This window comes from Streptomyces pyxinicus, from assembly GCF_024753135.1.
Classification (GTDB): domain Bacteria; phylum Actinomycetota; class Actinomycetes; order Streptomycetales; family Streptomycetaceae; genus Streptomyces; species Streptomyces pyxinicus.
This window is the reverse complement of record NZ_JANUGP010000021.1, coordinates 112,580-128,250: the sequence shown is the minus strand read 5'-3', so window position 1 is coordinate 128,250 and position 15,671 is coordinate 112,580. Positions and strand designations below refer to the sequence as shown.

Annotated in this window: 14 protein-coding genes and 2 pseudogenes; 5 read left to right on the top strand and 11 right to left on the bottom strand. The window is 71.3% G+C overall.

Going from position 1 to position 15,671, the window contains the following annotated elements; genetic code table 11:
• Window positions 1-276: 276 nt before the first annotated feature.
• Entirely contained in the window at window positions 277-906 is a 630-nt protein-coding gene (locus NX794_RS24860; protein ID WP_258781113.1) for a sigma-70 family RNA polymerase sigma factor, read from the bottom strand.
• A gap of 174 nt (window positions 907-1,080) precedes the next feature.
• The gene (locus tag NX794_RS24855) at window positions 1,081-3,972 is read right to left on the bottom strand and encodes an AfsR/SARP family transcriptional regulator (RefSeq protein WP_258781112.1); all 2,892 of its coding nucleotides are present in this window, start codon (window positions 3,970-3,972) and stop codon (window positions 1,081-1,083) included.
• Between the two features lie 275 nt (window positions 3,973-4,247).
• Between NX794_RS24855 and NX794_RS24850 the strand changes: the two genes are divergently transcribed.
• The 3 genes from NX794_RS24850 (at window position 4,248) to NX794_RS24840 (ending at window position 7,568) form a co-directional block, all read left to right on the top strand.
• The gene (locus NX794_RS24850; protein WP_258781111.1) at window positions 4,248-5,018 is read left to right on the top strand and encodes a hypothetical protein; all 771 of its coding nucleotides are present in this window, start codon (window positions 4,248-4,250) and stop codon (window positions 5,016-5,018) included.
• Window positions 5,019-5,170: 152 nt separating this feature from the next.
• Window positions 5,171-6,151 (top strand): CHRD domain-containing protein, encoded by a 981-nt coding sequence (locus tag NX794_RS24845; protein WP_258781109.1) that lies wholly within the window; start codon window positions 5,171-5,173, stop codon window positions 6,149-6,151.
• Between the two features lie 58 nt (window positions 6,152-6,209).
• Entirely contained in the window at window positions 6,210-7,568 is a 1,359-nt protein-coding gene (locus NX794_RS24840) for an RICIN domain-containing protein (RefSeq protein WP_258781108.1), read from the top strand.
• A 72-nt stretch (window positions 7,569-7,640) separates the two neighbouring features.
• Here the strand turns inward: NX794_RS24840 and NX794_RS24835 are convergent, their stop codons facing one another.
• The 3 genes from NX794_RS24835 to NX794_RS24825 all read right to left on the bottom strand — a co-directional run bounded on the left by NX794_RS24835 (window position 7,641) and on the right by NX794_RS24825 (window position 10,222).
• Window positions 7,641-8,486 (bottom strand): SDR family oxidoreductase, encoded by an 846-nt coding sequence (locus tag NX794_RS24835; protein ID WP_258781107.1) that lies wholly within the window; start codon window positions 8,484-8,486, stop codon window positions 7,641-7,643.
• Between the two features lie 229 nt (window positions 8,487-8,715).
• On the bottom strand, window positions 8,716-9,612 hold the full coding sequence (locus tag NX794_RS24830) for a hypothetical protein (protein WP_258781106.1): 897 nt from the start codon (window positions 9,610-9,612) through the stop codon (window positions 8,716-8,718).
• Between the two features lie 4 nt (window positions 9,613-9,616).
• Window positions 9,617-10,222 (bottom strand): papain-like cysteine protease family protein, encoded by a 606-nt coding sequence (locus tag NX794_RS24825; RefSeq protein WP_258781105.1) that lies wholly within the window; start codon window positions 10,220-10,222, stop codon window positions 9,617-9,619.
• Window positions 10,223-10,544: 322 nt separating this feature from the next.
• Here NX794_RS24825 and NX794_RS24820 point away from each other — a divergent pair, with 322 nt between their 5' ends.
• Window positions 10,545-11,486: a hypothetical protein gene (locus NX794_RS24820; protein ID WP_258781104.1), complete on the top strand. Its 942-nt coding sequence runs from the start codon at window positions 10,545-10,547 to the stop codon at window positions 11,484-11,486.
• A gap of 4 nt (window positions 11,487-11,490) precedes the next feature.
• Here NX794_RS24820 and NX794_RS24815 read toward each other — a convergent pair whose 3' ends face one another.
• The gene (locus NX794_RS24815; RefSeq protein ID WP_428985952.1) at window positions 11,491-12,192 is read right to left on the bottom strand and encodes a molybdopterin-dependent oxidoreductase; all 702 of its coding nucleotides are present in this window, start codon (window positions 12,190-12,192) and stop codon (window positions 11,491-11,493) included.
• Between the two features lie 61 nt (window positions 12,193-12,253).
• Window positions 12,254-12,364 (bottom strand): annotated as a pseudogene (locus NX794_RS24810) (transcriptional regulator); the annotation flags it as partial.
• A 134-nt stretch (window positions 12,365-12,498) separates the two neighbouring features.
• Here NX794_RS24810 and NX794_RS24805 point away from each other — a divergent pair.
• Window positions 12,499-13,206: an SDR family oxidoreductase gene (locus NX794_RS24805; RefSeq protein ID WP_258781136.1), complete on the top strand. Its 708-nt coding sequence runs from the start codon at window positions 12,499-12,501 to the stop codon at window positions 13,204-13,206.
• Window positions 13,207-13,230: 24 nt separating this feature from the next.
• Here NX794_RS24805 and NX794_RS24800 read toward each other — a convergent pair whose 3' ends face one another.
• The 4 genes and pseudogenes from NX794_RS24800 to NX794_RS24785 form a co-directional block, all read right to left on the bottom strand.
• Window positions 13,231-13,425 carry a hypothetical protein gene (locus NX794_RS24800; protein WP_258781102.1) on the bottom strand — a complete coding sequence of 65 codons (195 nt, stop codon included), beginning with the start codon at window positions 13,423-13,425 and terminating at the stop codon, window positions 13,231-13,233.
• A gap of 112 nt (window positions 13,426-13,537) precedes the next feature.
• Window positions 13,538-13,816 (bottom strand): GlsB/YeaQ/YmgE family stress response membrane protein, encoded by a 279-nt coding sequence (locus NX794_RS24795; protein ID WP_258781101.1) that lies wholly within the window; start codon window positions 13,814-13,816, stop codon window positions 13,538-13,540.
• 124 nt (window positions 13,817-13,940) lie between these two features.
• Window positions 13,941-14,297: pseudogene (locus tag NX794_RS24790) on the bottom strand (P-loop NTPase family protein); the annotation flags it as partial.
• A gap of 172 nt (window positions 14,298-14,469) precedes the next feature.
• Window positions 14,470-15,456 (bottom strand): L,D-transpeptidase, encoded by a 987-nt coding sequence (locus NX794_RS24785; RefSeq protein WP_258781099.1) that lies wholly within the window; start codon window positions 15,454-15,456, stop codon window positions 14,470-14,472.
• Window positions 15,457-15,671 lie beyond the last annotated feature (215 nt).

Genomic DNA, 15,671 nt, shown 5'->3' with positions numbered 1-15,671 from the left:
GGTCATTGTGCCGTGCGCCTCCCGCCTGCCCAAACGGGTGAGGGCGTGGGCGGGATCGTCCCCTTGTACCGACCCGGTGAACCGGGAGGGCACCGAGGCCGTAGGACGGATGCGGCCGGACCTGTGCTCCCCTCCCGGCCGCTCCGGGCCCACCCGTCCCCCCGGCGCTGGGCCCGGACCTCCTCCTTCCATCCGCCGGCACGACGGCGCACACCCCACGGAACGCCCCCCGCGGGTCACCGCGTTCGTGGCGCGGGGGGCGGACCGGACGCGTCGTCAGGAGCGGATCGGGGTGTACCCCCGCTTGACCAGCGCTTCGCGCAGTGCCCTCAGGGCCAGGTGGGTCCGGGACTTCACCGTGCCCGCCGGGATGCCGAGGAGCTGAGCCGTCTGCGTCACGGACCGGTCCAGGTACTGGACGTGGACGAGTATCTCCCGGTGCTGGAGCGAGAGGTCCCCGAGGGCCTCGCGCACGATCTTCTTGGTGAGGGAGCGCTCCATGTGCTCCGGGCCGGGCAGGTCGTTCAGCGGGGTGTCGCCGGTCTCCGGGGGGCGGGCCTGCCGGGCGCGGTGGCCGTCGATGACGAGGTTGCGAATGACGGTGACGAGCCAGGGCCGTACGCCCTCGGCCTCCGGGTCGAGCTGTGCCGCGTGCCGCCAGGCGCGCAGGACGGCCTCCTGCACCACGTCCTGCGCCTGGTGCGCGTCCCCGAGCAGGAGCCCGGTGGCGAACCTCAGGAGATATCCGCCGTGCTTGTCGTAGACGGCACGGATGAACGCCTCGTCGCCGGCCCTCTCCCCTTCCCTGTCCCGGTGCTCGGCGCTGTGCCCCTGCCCGTCCGTGCGCCGCCCCGCCTTGCCTGGCCGGACCGGCTTGGTCCCCCGGTTGCCCGTACTGAGTCTCATGCTGCGTCCCCGAAGTGCGCCGGTGGTTGAGGCCGGGCACCTGTGCTCGTTGAAAACTGAACGAGATCCACGTTCGGGGAGGGCTCTTGCCGGCCGCTTAACGTCCGCTTTCCACGCTCACGAGGGCGGGAAAGCGCCGCGAAAGCGTGGGAAAGGGAGAGCGGGTGCGCCGGCTCAGCGTGGCTCCGGACCGCCGAGGCTCTTCAGGAGCGTGGCGACGCGTTCGGCCGCGTGCGGGTCCCGTTCCTCGAAGATGTCCAGGGATGCCTCCCAGGCCTTCCGGGCGCCGTCGGGGTCTCCCATGGCGAACCTGGTCTCGCCGACGTGGGAGAGGGTGTCGGCCTCGTTGAAGGAGTCGTCGAGTTCGCGGTCGATCTCCAGGGCGCGGCGGTAGCAAGCCAGCGCCTGCTCGTGCTCCCCGAGACGGTGGTGGACGTACCCCAGGGTGTCCAGAGTGCCCGCCTCGGCCGCCCGGTCCCCCACCGAGCGCAACGCGTCTAGCGCTCGGCGGCAGCAGTCGAGGGACTCCTCGAAGGCGCCGTTCTGGGCGTGGATCCAGCCCAGGTTGTTCAGCGCGGGGCCCAGTCCGCGCAGGTCGCCGGCCGCCTCGCTCAGCGCCACGGCCCGCTCGGCGTGCGGCACGGCGGCAGCGTGTTCACCGCGCAGCGTCAGAACCGCCGCGAGGTTGTTGAGGCACCGCGCCTGGCCGTCGGAATCGCCCAGGACGCCGAAGAGGCCGATGGCGGCGGTGAGGTGGGTCTGCGCCTCGTCGTACCGTCCGGCCTGGCCGTACGCGCGGGCCAGGTTGCGACGGGAGTGGGCCTGGCCGAGCCGGTCCGCGCCGCGCTCCGCAGCTCGCAGCGCGGTGTGCTGGGCCGCGATCCGGTCGTCCCAGCGCCCCTCGCGTTGCAGGTGTTCGGTCAGCGCCCACACCAACTGCCAGGTCTGCGTCTCGCAGCCGGGGGTGGCACCGGCGCGCTCGACCAGGTGCGTCAGCGCGTCGTCCTCCCGCGCGAACCACGTCAGCGCCCGCTCCAGGTCGGGGATGTCCTCGGCCGGGGCGTCGATCGCCTCGGGGTGCGGGGCCAGGGGCGGCAGGTGCACGGAGAGGACGCGCGCCGCGGCGTGGGCGGTGCGCAGGTAGTGGGCCAGGAGCCGGCGGAAGGCGGCCGTCCGGGCGTCGGCGTCCTCGTGAGCGGCGAGTTGTCCGGCGGCGTACTCGCGGAGCAGGTCGTGGGAGACGAAGCGTCCCGGGTCGGGCTCGTCCATCAGATGGGCGGCGGTCAACTCGTGGACCAGGGGGCGGACATGTGTCCTCGGCAGACCGGCGAGCGCGGCGAGAGCGGTGTGGGAGCAGCCGGTGCCGGGGGCGAGGGCGGTGAGCCGGTACAGCCGCGCGGCCTCGTGCGAGAGGGCGTCGTACGACCAGGAGAAGACGGAGCGTACGTCGAGTGTGCTGTCGGCGTCGCCCAGCGCGTCCAAGGTGGCGTCGGCCGCCCGGAGTTCGTCCGCCAGGACGGTCAGCGAAGGGACACGGCAGGTCGTCGCGCGGGCGGCGACGAGGGCGAGAGCCAGCGGCAGTCCGGCGCTGCGCTCGATGACGAGCCTGGTCGCGGCGGGATCGGCGTCGACCCGGGCGGCGCCGAGCCTGCGCGTCAGCAGTGCGTGGGCCGCTGCCGGGGCCAAGGCTTCGAGCCGCAGATGGTGCGCGCCGTCCCTGACCACCAGGGCGGTCAGCTGGTCGCGGCTGGTGGTGAGGACGAGGCTGCCGGGGGACGGCGGCAGCAGCGGACGGATCTGCCGGGCATCCCGCGCGTTGTCCAGGAGCAGCAGGACGCGCCGGTCGGCGAGCAGGCCCCGGTACAGGGCGGCTCGGGCGGTGGCGTCTTCGGGCAGCCGGTCCCCGGACACCCCGAACGCCTCCAGGACCAGGCGCAGGGCGCGCCGGGGGGAGATGGGGCTCTCGTGGGCGTCGAATCCGTGCAGGTCCAGATGGAGCTGTCCGTCCGGGTAGTCCTCCGCCAGGCGGTGGGCGGCGTGGACGGCGAGGGTCGTCTTGCCCACGCCCGCGGCTCCGGCGACGACACAGACCACCGCGCCGGCGCCCTGCCGGCGGCCCGTCCGCGCCGACTGGATCAGCTCGTCCAGTTCCTGGTGCCGGCCCGAGAACACCGGCAGGTCGTGCGGGAGTTGGGCGGGCGCCGGGACTCGTGCGGGGTGTGGGGCCGGGGAGCTGTGGGGGCTGGGGGTGGTGGGGCTCGGCTCGGCCGTGCCGGTCCCGGTGTGCTCCACGGGCTCGGGGGCGAGCAGCCCGGTGTCACCCCGGAGGATCCGTTCGTGGAGCGTGCGCAGGGCCGGTCCGGGGCCGACGCCCAGTTCCGCCGACAGCAGCTTCCGGGCGTCCGTGTACGCCGCCAGTGCCGCCGCCCGCTGTCCGGCCCGGTACAGCGCGAGCATGTGGATCTCACGGAAGCGTTCGTCGAGCGGATACCTGGCGATGACGTCCGGGGCCTCGGCGACGACGTCACGGTGGGACCCGTTCTCCAGGCAGCGCCGGAACAGGTTCTCCCGTGCCTCCAGGCGGAGTTGGTCCAGGCGGACCCGCTGGGCCCGGGCCCAGTTGCCGGGCAGGTCGGCGAGCGCGTCCCCCTGCCACAGCGCCAGCGCCTCGCGCAGCAGGACGATCGCCTGCCCGGCCTCGCTCGGCCGGGTCCTCAGAGCCCGCGCCACCTTCTCCTGGAACACCTCCACATCGACCGCGCCCGAGGGGAGTGGGAGGCGATAGCCGCCGGGAACGGACTCGATCAGCGGGCTCCGGCCACCCGCGCGCTCCATCGCGCGCCGCAGCTTGTGGACATGGATGTGCAGCTGGTTCACCGCCGACCGCGGCGGGCGCTCGCCCCACACCGCCTCCAGCAGCTCGCCGGTGGGCACGGGGTAGGAGCGGCGCAGCAGCAGGACGGCCGTGGTCACACGCTGCTGTGGGCTGCCCAGGTTCACCTCCTCCACCCCGTACCACGCCCGGACCGGGCCCAGTACGGCGAACCTCTCGGCACTTCCGCTCATGTCACTCCTCGGTCGCTCGTGAGGCTCGACAACCGGCGCGGCCCCGCATGGGGGGAACGGGAGCCGACCAGGAACGGTTCAGTGCGGCCGGGTTCCCCGGACGGGCGGACGGCGAGCCTTACCGGCGCGTGCCGGTCTCCGAGGGTAGTACGGCACCGGAGGCACCGTCCGGCCCCGGCCGGACCGGTCGGTCTCCTGGTGAACCACCGGGCCCGCGAGGCCGTAGTGCTGTCGAGTCGCCGGGGGGGCGTTCCTCACTTCCAGGAGATTGCAGCGTGACGTGCGAGCAGGGAAAGCCGGAACTGGCCGCCTACGCCGTGGCGGCCCTCGACGCCGAGGAGTCCGAGCGCTTCGCCGGGCACCTCATCGGGTGTCCGTCGTGCACGGCGGACATGAACGAGGTGTTCGCCACCGTGGCGGCCCTCCGGCACCTCCCCGCCGGCGAACTTCTCGGCGACTGGACCCACCGCGTCCCCGCGCTGCGCGAGGCGGCCGTCGGCTCCGTCCGCCAGGAGGGTGGTCCGGCGCCGGCCGTGGCCGCTGTCTCCGTCGCGGCGGTGCCGTCCGGGCGGCGCACCGGCCGCTGGAACTGGGCGTTCGCCGCCGGCGTCGCCGGCGTCATCCTCGGCCTCGGCGGCGGACCCTTCCTCCTGCGCTCCCCCGACCGGCCCGCGCCGACCGCGCTCCCGCGCCCCGAGGGCCCCACCGTCCTGCGCGCCACCGCCGCCGACGGCGTCACCGCCGCCCTCCAGCCCGAGAGCACCGGATGGGGCACCCAAGTCCTCATGGATCTCAGCGGGGTCCCCGGCCCCCAGGACTGCTCCCTGATCGCCGTGTCCCGCGACGGCACGGAGCAGACCGCGTTCACCTGGCACGTCCCCGACGGCGGCTACGGCCTGCCCGCATCCGCCACGGACCGGCTCCTCGCCACCGGGGGCGTCGGCATCGCCACCGACCGGATCGGCGAGTACGTCGTCAAGGCCACGAGCGGCAGAACCCTCCTGCGCATCCCGGTCCCCGAGAAACCGGCGAGGACCGACTCCTGAACCTTCCGCACCCCGACGACATCGACCGGCACGGTCGGCTCGCGCACCCCTCTCGCGCTCAAGGCCCGGAAAAGGGCTCTGCGCGGCCGGCCCGTAATTCACGTGAGTCCGCGAAGACACCGCGGACCCGATCAGAACGGAAACACCCCTCCATGAACCACAAGCGCTTCGGAATGATCGCCGCATTCGTGATGACGGGAGCCTTGGCACTCACCGCGTGCAACGGCGACGACAGCGCGGGCAAGACCAAATCGGAGCAGGCGACTTCAGGGGCCCGCGTCCTGGGTGCCTACGCCAAGGACACTCCCGGGGCGCGCTATTTCGGCTCGGTCCTCAGCGGCACCAACGAGGCCCCCGCAGGCAAGCAGGCCGTGGGCGACAAGGACGGCCGGGCGACCGCCCTGATGCGCATACAGGGCGACGACGTCTCCTTCGCGTTCGCCTGGACCGGCACCGAGGCTCCCACCATGGGCCACCTCCACCAGGGCGCACAGGGCAAGAACGGTGACGTGAGGATCTCCTTCTTCACCAGGAAGCTCAAGGACGCCCCGTACGTCTACGGCACCGTCAAGGTCCACGACGACAGCCTTCTCGAAGACATCGAGGCCCATCCGGACGACTTCTACGTCAATCTCCACACCGCCGAGTTCCCCGGCGGCGCGGTCCGCGGCCAACTCGCTGCCCTGCCCGGCAAGTTCTCCCTGCCCCACGCCATCGCGTACTCGTCTCTGCGCAGCGTGGTCAAGGGAGCCCAGGTCTACGCCTGCACGAAGCAGGAGGACGGCTCGTACGCCTTCACTCAGGATGGCGTCGAAGCGACCCTCCAGGGCGACATCCGCCACGACTTCGCCGAGCACGGGCCGGCGGGACCTCCCCGGTGGACCGCTCCCGACGGCTCCGCCGTGACCGGCACCGTGCTCAGAAAGTTCGACCACGGCGCCGGCAACATCCCCCAACTCCTCCTGCGTGCCCGACAGGTCGGCAAGGGCCAGGGCCTCCTCGCCAAGACGGAGGCCGTCCTCCGCCTGAACACCTCGGGCGGCGTCGCCCCGGCCGGCGCCTGCGACCCGGCGAAGCAGCCGACCACACGCGTCCCCTACCAGGCCGACTACCTCTTCGTCTCCATCCGCTGACGACGCCGGGCGCCAAACGCGCCCTCGCCCACTCGCCACTCACCGAAAGAAGCACTCCATGAGCACAGAGTCGGTGCCGCCGCCCCAGGGGCGGCGCACCCCGCATCCCGTCCTGACGGCCACACGGCGGCTGATCGTCCTGCTGGCCGTCCTCACCACCGCTCTCACCACGCTGATCGCCCTGCCACCCGGAGCCCGGGCGAACGACCAGGACAAGTACCAGCTCACGACCTGGAACATGCAACGCGGCAGCAACCGGTGGGCGCAGGTGTTCACCCTGGCCAGGGGGGCCAACATCGTCGCGCTGCAGGAGGTGCCCAACGTGCCGCCCGCAGGCGCCCAGCCGACCGGGGAGGTCGACCACGACACCAACACCACGGAGTACCTGTGGCTGGAAGGAGGTTCCGATGCCCGGTATCTCTACCTCATGCGGGGCGCCGAGAACCAGGGGGGCGGCCTGAACCTCGCGTTCGTCACGGATTTCCCGGTCAACATGCGCACGGAGTTGGTGCGTGTTCCCGGGGTCCACAGGGATGCGATGGGAATCGTGAGGGACGCCGACAACATCCTCTTCGCCAACATCCACGCCTCGGCCAACGGCGGCAGCGACGCGGCCAGTCTGGTGAGCCGTGTACGCAACGCTGCCATTGATCTGAACGTGCAGAACTGGGCAGTGCTGGGTGACTTCAATCGTGTCCCGCATGATCTGCAGGCCACGGCCGGAATGCCGGGCGGAGTGCACATCTACAACGCCGGCCAGGCCACGCACCAGGGCGGCAACGAGTTGGACTACCTTGTCACGAACGTCAACACGCAGGAATGGCGGGCCGCCGTCCAGGTCAACACTCTCAGTGATCACTGGCCGGTCTTCTTCGGGGGTATGCGGGCGGCGGCCGATCCCGCGGAACTGACCATGTCCCCGGAGAACAGTCCGGGCCAGGTGCTGGACGTCGAGGGGGCGGGCAGGAGCAACGGCACCCACGTGATCCTCTTCCACCCCACCGCGGCCGGAAACCAGAAGTGGAAGCTCGTCCAGAACGGAGTCAACGGACTCAGCAAGCCCCTGTACCGGATCAAGACCGAGGACTCCGGCAAGTGCCTGGACGTCGACTGGGGGCAGAGCAGCTTCCAGGGCGCGAAGTTCAATGTCTGGGACTGCCACGAAGCCAACGGAAGCCCCAGCCCCGGCGGCCCCGCCCGCGACACGCAGAACTTCACCCTGGAAGTACCCGACCCGTTCTTCCCCAACGAGGTCATGATCCGCGATAACGCCACCGGCTACTACGTCAACATCAACCAGGAGCAGACCGGGGACAACGCCTCGGTGATCCAGTGGCCCTCTCAGGGCGGAACACCGAACGAGGTGTTCTACCTTCGCCCCGCCGCCGGCACCGGCAGCCGTCCCAGCGCCGGCTGAACCGCCGGACACGGCCGCGTACGACAGGGCACCTTCCGTCGTACGCGGCCGTTTCCGTCACCTGCGGCAGCTCTAGGACTCGACCGGTGTGCCGGGGCTGATGTCGTACGCCTTCTGGACGATCGCCGGGCGGCGGCCGTCGTTGAGTTCGCGCTGCCACTGGGCGTCGAGCTGTTCGCGCGCCCCCGGCTCCATCTCGGCGGGCAGCAGGTTGCGGTAGCGGCGTTCCTCGCCGAGCAGGACGCGGACCGTGTGCGCGTAGACGGGCTCGGGGTCGTACTGCTCGTGGGGGAAGGCCAGTTCGGCGTAGTCGTAGAGGCGGTCGGCCGGGTTGTCGCGCCATTCCTTCCACGTCTCGAACATGGTGTCGTTGAAGCCGGTGAGGAACGGCCCGGGGTTGATCGTGGCGACGGTGACGCCGAATTCGGCGAGTTCCTGGTCGAGGGCGTCGGCGAACGCCTCGACGGCGTGCTTGGAGCCCGCGTAGGCGCCGGTGAACGGGTCGACGGTCAGGCCCGCGACCGAGGACATGAAGACGACGCGTCCGCTGCCGCGCGCCGCCATCTGCCGGGCGATGCCCTGGGTGAGCAGGATGGGCCCGAAGACGTTCACCTCGAACTGCCGGCGCAGCCGCTCCTCGGGGATGTCGACGGTGGCGCCGCCCTCGGAGACGCCGGCGTTGTTCAGCAGGATCTCCACGTTCCAGGTGAGGGCGTTCTCGCGGTTGCCGGGATCGGTGACGTCCAGCTTCTCGACGCGCAGGTCGACGCCTCGGTCCCGGGCCTCGGCGCGCACCGCGCCGACCTGGGCGATGATCTCCACGCTCGCGATCACGTCATGTCCCGCCTCCGCGAGCCGCAGCGCCACCTCCTTGCCGAAACCGCTGCCCGCGCCGGTGATGAGAATGGGTCCCGCCATGTCGTTCATGCCCTTCCCACGGTGCTGCCCGGGGTCGCCGGGAGGTTCGCAGCGGATGTGCTGCGCCTGCGGCCCACGGTAAGTCGCTGAGGGCCGGAACGTCCCGGTGGCGTGCCCGACGAGGGCAGGGTCCTTGTACGTCGGGCGGGGCGTGGGGGCGAGACGCGGCGAAGCGGGTCCCGGCGTGTGTCGCCGGGGCCCGCTCGCGGTGGGGTGCCGCGTGTGCCCGTCAGCGAGAGGACAGGCGGCGGCGGACGGCGAAGGCAGCGCCCAGGACGGCTGCCGCGGCGACGGCCAGGAGTGTGGTGCCGGTGCCGGAGATGCCGCCGGTCGTGGCGGCTGCCGTGACGTCGGCGGACTTGTGCCGCGCGGCGGCGGCGTTCGGGGCGGCGTTGCCGAATCCGCCGGCTTCACCCCGCTTGTCGTAGGACGAGCCGGGCAGCTTGTGGCCGTAGGCGCTGTGGACGTGCCGGTAGTAGGCGGCCAGCGATGTCCCCGAGGGGCCGACCACCGCACGCGCCTCGGTGTTGAGCGGCTGGACCCGGTCGCCGCGCACCGTGTACCAGGCGTTGATCTGCGGCTCGCGGAAGACCGTGCCCTTGCCGTGCGCCTTGGCGGTGTAGTCGGTCTCGTTGGTTCCGCTGGCGATGTTGACGACCTGCCAGTCCTTGGCCGCCAGGGCCGTCTGCACGGTGGCCGTCTGGCCGGTGGGGGACACCACGTTGGTGGCGACGTAGGACGGCTTGGCGACCGGTGCGCCGGTCTGCCCGGCCACGAACGCGGGGTTCAGTGAGCTGACGGTGACGCTCCGGCCGAACGCGCGGGGGGCGGTCTGTCCCTTCTGGACGGCGTGCGCGATGCCGCGTACGGGGTCGTGGGCGAAGTACTTGCCGAGGACGGTGATGGTGGCGTGGTCGGTGGCGGCCGTCCGGGCCGCGGACAGCTGTGCGGCTGTGTAGGTCTGCGGAGCGCGGGCGTGGGGTGCGGTGCCGGCGGAGGCGGTCGTGGTGGCGAGGCCGAGTGCGGCGACGGCCAGCGTCGCGGCGCTGAGGGCGCGTATCGCGGTGGAGCGGCGTGTCACGGCGGCCTGGGGGGTGCTGGGGGTGTCGGGGGTCTTGGCGGTCATCGGGTCACGCTCCGATTCCGTAGAGCGTGTGGGTCCAGGTGAAGTCGCTGTTGTCCCGGTAGTAGCTGTAGGTGGCCCAGTTGTAGCGGTAGTCGTCGGGCCACGGGTCGCCCCAGTAGACGTAGTTGGTGGAGGTGTCGTAGCCGTAGAGCACCTCCATGTGGCCGCCGCCGGAGGACCAGCCGATACGGGTCTGCACGGGGCGGTCGCTGTCGATCTCGCTCTGGAGCTTGGCGTAGTTGACGGTGCCGGTGATGTAGGTGCCGGGGGTCATGCCCAGCCACCGGTACGCGGTCTGGTCGTTGCCGAGGGTCGCCTGGTTGTTGGGACAGGTGCTGTCCTGGCTTCTCCCGAAGGCGGCGTTGCAGAAGCTGTTCTGGGAGACGGAGTGTCCCTTGTACGCGGCGATGGACGCGCCGGTGGCGGCCCAGCACCAGTTGTCCTTGCTCTGTTCCTGTTCGGTGAAGTTGAGGACGTTCTTCGTGCCGGCGGCGGATGCGTCGGTGACCGATATCGCGGTCGACGACAGGACCGCGGCCAGCAGAAGGGACGAGGCGGTCACGCCGCGACGCCACCGGGACAGCGCCGAGCGCTGTGAATGAGGTGCCATGGAACCGGTTCTCCCTGTGGGGGATGGAGACGGGGAGTGCCCGGACGTCTTCCGGCGGGAAGCTGGGGAGGGAAGCGTCCGGACGCTTGCCGAAGAGCATCCGGTCATGACGGGTCACGGTCAACGACATGCCCGGGCCGAGGTCCGGCAGTGTGAACAGCGGGACTGACGGTTGTGAACAACGCGGCCTACACTGCAGCTCTCCCGGGTCGGCCGACGCCGCCCGGGCTCCGGGGCGGAGGTGAATATTCACGTCATCGGCCGATCCGGGTCGACCCGGCCGCAGGCACCGGCCGGTTCGGGTACAGGGCAGGAGGAAGCAGTGGCTCTCTCGGACGGCAGAACCGCGACCGGCCGTGCCGTGGGTGAGGCCCAGTTGCGGGAAGCGCTGCGCACGGGGCCGTTCTCCCTCGCCCTCCACACGGCGCTGTCCACCCGGGGCCTGGCCCTGCACCGGGTCCGTGAGCGGTTGTCCGAGCGGGGCATCCAGGTGGGCGTCACGACGCTGAGCTACTGGCAGCGCGGCGTCCGGCATCCGGGCCGGCTGGAGTCGCTGCGTGTGGTCGCCGCTCTGGAGGATCTCCTCGGCCTGCCCGAACACGCTTTGACCAGGCTGCTGGAGCCACGGGACACGAAGGTGCACCCGGCGGGCCGCAGATACAGCACCATGATCGGTTCGGGCATCGGACTCGTACTGGCGCAGTTGGGGGCGCCGCAGGACGGCGGCCTGCACACCGTGATGCAGTCCGAGTCGGTGACCGTGGACGCCCGTCGGCGGCTGGCCTCGCGCGAGTCACAGCAGGTCCTGCGCGCCCACCGGGAGGACGTGGACCGGTATCTCGCCGTCCACGTCGGTGAACAGGGCTGCGCGACCGAGCGGGTCGACGTCACCGGGCTCGTGAACTGTCGTCTGGGGCGGGTGCGCAGGAACCAGGAAGCGGGCCTGGTGGCGGCCGAGTTGCTCTTCGACACCCGGCTGCGGGCCGGCGACACGACGATGGTGCGCTATCGCTTCCACGACGGCACGGGCGAGCCGTGCCGCGAGTACTCGCGCGGGTTCCTCTACGCCGGCAGCGCGTACGCCCTTCAGATCGCCTTCGACCGTGCCGCCCTGCCGGTGCGGTGCCGCAGCTTCACCCAGACCTCGGTGTCCGGAGCGCCCGCGTTCACAGCGGAACTCACCCTCAACGCCCACGGCACCGTGCACCTCTTCGACCAGGAGACGGATCCCGGCCTTGTCGGCGTGTGCTGGGACTGGGAGTGAGCCGTCAGCGGCGCAGGAGGGTGGCGTCGCCGTCGTCGTCCTCGTACGAGTAGCGCTTTCCGGTCCACACGTCGCCGATGTGGTGGTAGCCGCGCTCCTCCCAGAACCCGGGCCGGTCGGCGGTGAGGTATTCGATGCCCCGGAGCCATTTCACGCTCTTGTAGCCGTAGAGGTGCGGCACGACCAGGCGCAGCGGAGAGCCGTGTTCGGCGGTGAGCGGCTCACCGCCCCGGTGGGTGGCCAGCAGGGTGGTGGGTGCGGTGAAGTCCGACAGCCGCATGTTGGCGCTGAAGCCGTACTCGGCCCAGGCCATGACGTGGGTGACGTCCGGTGCGGGCGGCGCGAGCCGGAGAATCGTCCCGGTCGGGATACCGAACCATTCATGGCCCGTCGACGTCGTCCCCTGGGCGCAGTGCAGGTCGGCGACGACGGTGACGCGGGCCAGGGCCGTGACCTCGTCCCAGGTCCAGCCGTACGGTTCCGTCCGCCGGGTGGCGCCGAAGACCTTCAGGTCCCACCGCTCGGGGCGGAAGCGCGGCACCGGTCCGTAGTGCGAGACCGGCCAGCCGACCACCCGCCGCTGCCCGGGAGGCAGCACGTCCGGACCTGACGGCTGGGCGGAGGACGCGGTCGGTCGGTCTCCTGTCACGGGCGTGGTCTCCCTGCTGGCCGGGGCAGCGGGACCCGGGAGGGGCCCCTCGCACATACATTCTCCCTGACTCCCGGGGCCACGCCCGATTCCACCGGGATCACGCCCGATTCGCCGTGGCGTTCACCCCCGCCAGTCGGGCGGCCTCCTCGCGGCGCAGCCCGGCCACCCGCCGCACACCGCGGCTCGCCATCCCCATCTCGTCGGGACGTACGGCGGCCCGGTGTGCCGCCTGGGTGTGGCGTACCCAGGCAGCACACGGCCTGGGCCGCCCGGCGCAGCCCGCCCAGACTCGGTCTCCTCGACGGAAAGTCCTTGTGGGAGAAGGGGCAGTCATGACAGCAGACAGCCAAGCTCGTCGCGATCACGGGTGCCGGTAGCGGGATCGGGGAGGCGAGTGCTCGCCGGCTCGCCGCCGACGGGCACCGCCTGTTCCTGGGGGGACGGCGCACGGATCGTCTGGAGCGGCTGGTCGCGGAGATCACCGCCGCGGGTGGTACGGCGGCGGCCCGGCACCTGGACGTCACCGAGGCCGGCAGTGTCCGGGCCTTCGTGGCGGCCGCCGGCGAGCGGTACGGCCGGGTGGACGTGATGGTCAACAACGCCGGGGTGATGCCGCTGTCGCCGCTGGCCGAACTCAGGACGGAGGAGTGGGACCGCATGATCGACGTGAACGTGCGGGGTGTCCTGCACGGCATCGCCGCCTCGCTGCCCGTGATGCGTGCGCGGGGCGGCGGGCACATCGTGAACATCGCGTCCGTCGGCGCGTACGAGGTCTCGCCCACCGCCGCCGTCTACTGCGCCACCAAATTCGCGGTCCGCGCGATCTCCGAAGGCCTGCGGCAGGAGTCCGCCGGTGACATCCGGGTCACGCTGGTCTCGCCGGGCGTCACCGAGTCGGAACTCGCCGACGGCATCTCGGACCCCGCCGCCCGGGAGGCCATGCGGGCGTACCGCGCCGTGGCTCTGCCGGCGTCGGCGATCGCGGACGCCATCGCCTACGCCGTCTCCCAGCCGCCGCAGGTGAACGTCAACGAGATCGTCGTACGACCCGCCGCGAGCGCCCAGTGATTCCCCTTGCCGGCGCCGCTCGGCTCAGCGTTCCTCGTGGTGGTCCGTGCGGCCTTCGAAGTCGCGTCGTACCGCGGCGCCCTGGTCTTCGGTGAGCCCCGCGTCGTCCGGGAGGTCCAGTACGGCGCCGCAGTGACTGCACAGTTTGCCGTCTTCCGCAGGTGTGCCGCAGGCCTTGCAGAAGCGGTTGCCTTCTTCTTCGCGGGTGGGGGGTGTCATGGGTGTCATGGGATTCCGCCGATGTGGACAGTGGTGCGTGCGCGAAACGGGTTCAGCTCCGGCCTGTGGTGGTCGGAGCTGAACCCAGGGGTGACGTCGTCCTGCCCGCCGCTCAGGCGTGGCGGTGGGAGCGTCGGTTGCCCGTGACGAGGCGGTACAGCACAAGGAGGATGAGCGAGCCGACGATCGCGGCGATCCAGGTGGACAGCTCGAAGAACCCGTCGACGGAGTCAACGCCGAAGATCACCTTGCCCAGCCAGCCACCGAGCAGACCGCCCGCGATGCCGATGAGCATGGTGATGATGATGCCGCCGGGGTCCTTGCCCGGCATGAGCGCCTTGGCGATGGCACCGGCGAGCAGGCCGATGATGATCCATGCGATGATCCCCATGATGCGTCTCCGCTTCGTCGTATAAAGGCTGTGTTAACTCCCCGTCTGCACCGTCTGCGGCCGAACAAACGTCTTTTCTTTCTGCATTCCGCTTCGGTGTCTTCCGCTTCGGCGGGGCGGGGCAGCGGTTCTGTGGGGGCAGGTGGGCGAGGCCGGTGTCGTGCAGGATGCGGTGGACGGTCTCGTGCAGCGTGCCGGCGGCGCCGATGACGGCCTCGGTGCCGTCGGGCAGCAGATCGCGGGAGCGGTACCAGTCGCGTAGTTGACTCTCGGTGACCTCGGCGGCGATCGGCTTGGTGGCGTGCCGGACGAGGGTGTCGGCCAGCGGGACGTCCAGGTAGTAGCCGTGGGTCGGACCTCGGTGGTCGGCGCGTAGCCGGGTGAGCATGTCGCCGTAGTGGTCGGCGGGGAGGATGCCCTCGACGACGACGTGGTATCCGGCGTCCAGGGCGTAGCGGGCGGTCAGGTCGATCAGGCCCAGCCGGGTCTCTTCGGTTCCCACCCCTCACGGTGTTCACGGTAGCGGCGGTGGCCGTGTCGCAGGGGCGGCTCTCACAGGTGCCCGCCGGGGATGGGCGGGGGCGGGCCGAGTGGCAGTGCTGTACCGCCGCCCTGGTCCGGGACCGGGCGGCGGTGCAGCTAGGCGGGTGGGGTCAGAGAGCCGAGGTCGTCGACTGGCCGGAGGCGCTGCCCGCGAGCCACTGGTCCCAGCCGAGGTTGAAGGAGGCGTAGCCGTTGTCGGCCGGGGCCTTGGCGCGGGGTGAGCCGGTGATGGTGACCGGGTCGCCCTGCTTAACCTGGCCGTAGAACCACTTGGCGTCCGCCATGGACAGGTGGACGCAGCCGTGCGAGCCGCGCGCGCTGCCGCTGCCGGGGTTGGGGTCGCCGGTCGAGTAGTGCACGTAGGTGCCGGACTGGGTCAGGTGGACGTCCCAGGGCAGCGTCAGGTCGTAGTAGTTGGGGCTGCCCTTGTCACAGCTGATGCCGACGCTGCAGGAGGTCATGTGGACCTTCTCCTGCTTGTCGATGACGGCCATCGTGCCGTTCCACGTCGGGTACTGGGCGCTGCCCGCGTTGATCGACAGGGTGCGCAGCACCTTGCCGTCGCGGGTCACCTTCATGGTGTGGCCGGTGACGGAGACGTCCGCGCGCACGTCGTCGCCGACCTTGAAGGTGTGCGTGTAGTCGCGGACGCCGTAACGGCCGTTGCCGTTGTTGACGCCCTTCATGTCGACGTCGACCTTCACCTTCGTACCGGAGGGCCAGTACTCCTTGGGGCGCCAGTCGGCGCGCCTGTCGCCGAACCAGTGCCAGGCGCCGGCCACCGGCTGGGAGGCGCTCACCTTCATGTGCTTCTCCACCGTGGCGCGTGCCTTGGCCGCCACCGGGTTGGTGAAGACCACCGAGACGGGCATGGCCACGCCGACGGTGGTGCCGGTCTGCGGGGTGATCGTCTCCAGCAGCATCGGGGGCCCGGCGGGCTTCGTCGGTGACGGTGAGGAACTCGCGCTCGGCCCGCCCGACGCCTTCGCGTCGTCGCCGCCCGCCCGGTCGCTGCCGCCTCCGCCGCAGGCACTCGCGGCCACCAGTACCGCCCCCGTGACGAGTGCGATGCCTATGCTGCCCTTGCGCCGTCCCACGTTCTGCCCCGCTCTGTCGTTCCTCGGCCCCTACGGGCCCGCTTCCCTGTCAGATAGCCGGGATAGGGGTCCAAGTTGCACGCGTCGCGTAAAACGTGTCCCAAAACTCGCGGTGGGGCGTCCGGGAGTGAGTCGGGTGCCGTCCCGTCGGGGTGACCGGGGCCGGGTTCACTCGTTTGCAGGAGGGCCGGCTCTCGCTCCCCTTTCCTCGGTCG

Bases quoted from the DNA above. Each gene is read 5' to 3' on its own strand.
- NX794_RS24860 (WP_258781113.1), bottom strand. From the start codon at position 906: ATGAGACTCAGTACGGGCAACCGGGGGACCAAGCCGGTCCGGCCAGGC.
- NX794_RS24855 (WP_258781112.1), bottom strand. From the start codon at position 3,972: ATGAGCGGAAGTGCCGAGAGGTTCGCCGTACTGGGCCCGGTCCGGGCG.
- NX794_RS24845 (WP_258781109.1), top strand. From the start codon at position 5,171: ATGAACCACAAGCGCTTCGGAATGATCGCCGCATTCGTGATGACGGGA.
- NX794_RS24840 (WP_258781108.1), top strand. From the start codon at position 6,210: ATGAGCACAGAGTCGGTGCCGCCGCCCCAGGGGCGGCGCACCCCGCAT.
- NX794_RS24835 (WP_258781107.1), bottom strand. From the start codon at position 8,486: ATGGCGGGACCCATTCTCATCACCGGCGCGGGCAGCGGTTTCGGCAAG.
- NX794_RS24830 (WP_258781106.1), bottom strand. From the start codon at position 9,612: ATGACCGCCAAGACCCCCGACACCCCCAGCACCCCCCAGGCCGCCGTG.
- NX794_RS24825 (WP_258781105.1), bottom strand. From the start codon at position 10,222: ATGGCACCTCATTCACAGCGCTCGGCGCTGTCCCGGTGGCGTCGCGGC.
- NX794_RS24815 (WP_428985952.1), bottom strand. From the start codon at position 12,192: ATGTGCGAGGGGCCCCTCCCGGGTCCCGCTGCCCCGGCCAGCAGGGAG.
- NX794_RS24800 (WP_258781102.1), bottom strand. From the start codon at position 13,425: ATGACACCCCCCACCCGCGAAGAAGAAGGCAACCGCTTCTGCAAGGCC.
- NX794_RS24795 (WP_258781101.1), bottom strand. From the start codon at position 13,816: ATGGGGATCATCGCATGGATCATCATCGGCCTGCTCGCCGGTGCCATC.